Annotated in this window: 3 protein-coding genes; 2 read left to right on the plus strand and 1 reads right to left on the minus strand. The window is 51.6% G+C overall.

All coding sequences use genetic code 11. The annotated features are described in order from the left end of the window. The first annotated feature begins 90 nt into the window (after positions 1–90). Complete coding sequence (locus tag V6D20_12100) at positions 91–681, plus strand: TniQ family protein (protein HEY9816522.1); 591 nt, start codon at positions 91–93, stop codon at positions 679–681. Between the two features lie 13 nt (positions 682–694). Here the strand turns inward: V6D20_12100 and V6D20_12105 are convergent, their stop codons facing one another. Beyond that, positions 695–1,009 carry a hypothetical protein gene (locus V6D20_12105; protein HEY9816523.1) on the minus strand — a complete coding sequence of 105 codons (315 nt, stop codon included), beginning with the start codon at positions 1,007–1,009 and terminating at the stop codon, positions 695–697. Positions 1,010–2,255: 1,246 nt separating this feature from the next. On the opposite strand from V6D20_12105, the gene V6D20_12110 reads away from it, so the two are divergent. Continuing rightward, complete coding sequence (locus V6D20_12110; protein HEY9816524.1) at positions 2,256–3,932, plus strand: Mu transposase C-terminal domain-containing protein; 1,677 nt, start codon at positions 2,256–2,258, stop codon at positions 3,930–3,932. The last annotated feature ends 99 nt before the right edge of the window (positions 3,933–4,031 follow it).

Below are 4,031 nucleotides of genomic sequence, written 5' to 3' on the forward strand. Positions count from 1 at the left end.
TTGCAGCAGGGCCAGACCCGCATCGAACTACCCTTACTCAGACAAGTCGTCAAAGAATGCTCCCTAGCCATCAAATAGAGCAGACGCCTTATGACGTGTTCCAACACGAACCACCCCAACCAAAGCACTCAAAACACTCAAGCCCAATCGTCTCAAAACACCTCTCCACGCACACGAATCATCCGTCCTTGGTTATTTGAAGTAGCCCCCTACCCCGACGAAAGTTTCAGCCACTTTCTGGGGCGATTTCGCCGTGCCAATTGCCTGAGCGGAAGTCATCTAGCATCGATGCTGGGAGAGCGATCGCACGTTGTAACGTATTGGGAAAGTCCATCCCGTCAACGCCGTCCCAACCGATTGCAACTGCAGCAGCTTTCCCAGATGAGTGGCGTGGCGCTCGCACGACTTCAGCAGATGTGGTCAAGTGCCGACACCCGATTGCATTGGCCGACCCGCCTGTGTCCAGATTGTTATGCCCATAAACCCTGGCATCGGTTAACCTGGCAACAAGCCGAACACCCACAATGTGACCAACACCCGCTATTGCTCCTATCCTGCTGTCCGCGATGCCAGCATCCCCTTTGCCTACCTAGCCAATGGGCGATCGGTGAGTGCGATCGCTGTCAGTTACCCTTCTCGCAGATGGCACCAATTGAAGTCCACGATAACGCAATAGAGTGACTCAGAAGAGTGACTAAACAAGAAGTCGGATCGACCAAATAATTTGTCGTCCGCCTGTTGGCTCATGTGTGGTTTGAAACTGCTGTTTGAGCCGCTTCAGCCGTTGTTCCTGTTCGAGGATGTCATTTGGGTAGTCCCACTGTCCAACCGTTAACGTGCGAGAAATAACAGCCGAGTCGAGTTTGAGTGGCGTCCTATCGAGCTCTGCACAAGCTTCAAAGAAGGCCGGTTTAAGCGATTCAATTTGGGAAGCGATCGCAGCGAGTTGGATGCGAAGCGTCACCATGTCGTCAATGATCGCATGAGCGTTTTGTGTCGTTGTGTCCATAAAAGCATTCAAGAATGTGTTCACATCATCTAAGCTGCCAAGACAGAGACATGGGCTAACCAAATCTCCGGAGCTTCAGCCAGCCGAGCGTTTGTGTCCGCTGACCCATGCAGCGATCGCCAACCGCAGTGTTGAAGTCGTTAGATGAATTAGAAGCTATCACGTCTCATCTGTGCTGGGTGATGGAACGTCTATTTGGCAGGCTGTGGAGCATGTTGACATGGGAGAGTAGCCGTTGAGCAGAACCTAGCCTCTATCCAGAAAAGTGTTTACTTATTTGTGGGCGATCGCGTATACGCGTATGCTTAAAGATAAGGATTGTAGTGGCGAAATGGATCCATTGAGTAAGTAAAGCATTGATTGTTTCGAGGTGAGTTGCGGCATGGTGCCGAGGTGTCTAAAGAGCGATCGTGGACTTGGGTTACTGTGGTGTATGAGGTTTTGGGTAGCCTGTTCGATAGCAAAAGAGGTAAGTTATAGATACATTAGCGCAAGATGCATAAGATGACTAGGTAAGGTGTGTGCATTAAAATAGGTAAGTGAGATGTGTTAATGGCAATGGTAGGATAAGGTAATGCATTTCTTTCTATTGTCAAGTGCCACGCTATTTGTCATGGATCCGAGATTGTGCCACGATAAATGACATCAGAGAGCTGAGAAGCAATGATAGCAGTTGTTTCAGTTATATAATACTTATGTATTAGTCCTTAAAGAGAGCGAACGCAGCGAGAGCAGTTCAGAATCTTAAAGAGTCTAAAAGCTATACATAGCAAGGGTTTTGGGGATGATGACAAATACCGTGGCACGCCGATTGATGACAAATAGCGTGGCACACAAAATCGTCACCTAGAAGTGACTAAACCCTTGTCTAATAAGGCATTTCGTCTATGGGGAATTAATATATTCCTGACGAGTTGATGACAAATAGCGTGGCACTTCAGTCGCGTCCCGAAACTAGAGGTGTTCTCATTGCAAGAAAAGCAGAAACTGTGCCACGCTATTTGTCATTAGAGCAGGTAGAAAGGTTGCGTGACCAGGGCTATAGCGATCGCATCATTTTAGGGAGTCGCCCCACCCGTCATTGGCTGCTCATAATTTATTTGAAAATCGAATAGGGTCTGACTAAAAGTATAGAAAAACTGCGGAAAGCCGCCAAAAAGCGCGGCACAGAACAGAATAGTATAAAGCCACCAGTCGCTTATTTAGTCAACCGATCAGGGCCCACCCATCTTGCAGAGGTGTATCGATGTCAAACCGGATAGAACCCGAGCATGAGAGGGTACCCGAAGCTGCCACAGTTGAGCACTACTCACTAGACGACCTTCCCTACAAAGATCGCCGCCGAGTTGAAGTCATCCAAACGCTGCAACAGCATCGAGGAGATCCCCAATATCGCGAAGAAGAAATCAAAGCCGCCCAAGAATTGGGCATCAGTATCCGTAACCTAAAACGATTAGTAAGTCACTATCGAACGCAAGGCGCAAGCGGTCTAACCCGTAGAGAACGCGCCGATGCGGGACACCATAAAACCGATTTAGCGTGGCAAGATTACATTATCCAGCGATACCGGCAAGGGAACCGAGGGATGCGTCAGACCAGCCGCGCCCAAATTGCCAAACAAGTCGAAATCCATGCCGCCGAAGAGGGGTACACGAACTATCCCAGCCGTCGCACCGTGTATCGAATCCTTGCCCCATTGATCCAAGAACAAGCACAAAAGCAGAAACGCCATCACATCGGCTGGATCGGCGACACCCTGACCCTAACCAGCAAAACTGGTAGTGAAATCGCCATCGACCATAGCAACCAAGTGTGGCAATGTGACCATACCCCCGCCGACATCTACCTCGTCGATTGCCAAGGCGACATCCTGGGTCGTCCGACCCTCACCACCGTCATCGACACCTACTCTCGCTGCATCATGGGCATCCACCTGGGCATGGATCCACCCAGCGCCAACATAACCGGCTTAGCCCTACGCCACGCCATCCTGCCCAAAACCTACCCTCCCAGCTACCACCTGCACCACGACTGGGAAAGCCAAGGCATCCCCCAATACCTCTACACCGACAGCGGCAGCGACTTCACCTCCCATCATCTCGAACATATTGCCAACCAACTCGGCATCGTCCTGTGTCATCGGCACCACCCTAGCCAAGGCGGCATCATCGAACGCCCCTTTGGTACCCTCAATCAAGACTTCTTTTCCCAACTCCCTGGTTACACCACCGCCCGCGCTCAACCGCACCAGAGCGCCATTCGAGCCGAAGCCATCCTGACCCTTGAACAACTCGAAACCCTTCTGATCCGCTACATCGTCGATAACTACAACCAACGCATCGACCCGCGCGATCGCCATCAGAGCCGCATCAGCCGCTGGCGCAACGGACAAATGAGCCTTCGCCAACCCCGCGACGCCCGCGAACTCGATAGCCTTCTCCTGCGCCAGCAAAACCGCCGCGTCTACCAAGGTGGCTACATCCGCTTCGCCAACCTCGTATATCGGGGCGAATACCTGTCCGGTTATGCCGGCAGCGAAATCGTGATCCGCTACGACCCCCGAGACATCACCACCCTATGGGTGTACCAAGCGCACAAACACCACGACGAATTCTTAACCCGAGCCCACGCCCAAAACCTAGAAACCGAACACCTGTCCCTCTCTGATGCCAAAGCCATCAGTCGTCGATTACGCGAAACTCAGCGAGCGATCAGCAATCAGTCCATCCTCAACGAAATCCGCGATCGCCATCACTATATCGACAGCCTTCCCATCCCCACCCCCATCGATGAAACACCTGCGCTCGACCCCTCTAACATCTCTAACCCCTCCGACGCCTCTGCTCCATCAACATCCCCAAAACCCCTACCCGAGATTCGAGTGTACGACTACGAGCAACTGCGTCGATTGCATGGACATTAACTCCTAACCGTCCAACATCTGCCAACCTCCATCGAGATCCTCCATGCCTCCCAAAGAGAAATCTCCTGTCCCTAAGTCATCTGCTTCTGTTTCCTCACC

Source organism: Candidatus Obscuribacterales bacterium (assembly GCA_036703605.1).
Classification (GTDB): Bacteria; Cyanobacteriota; Cyanobacteriia; order RECH01; family RECH01; genus RECH01.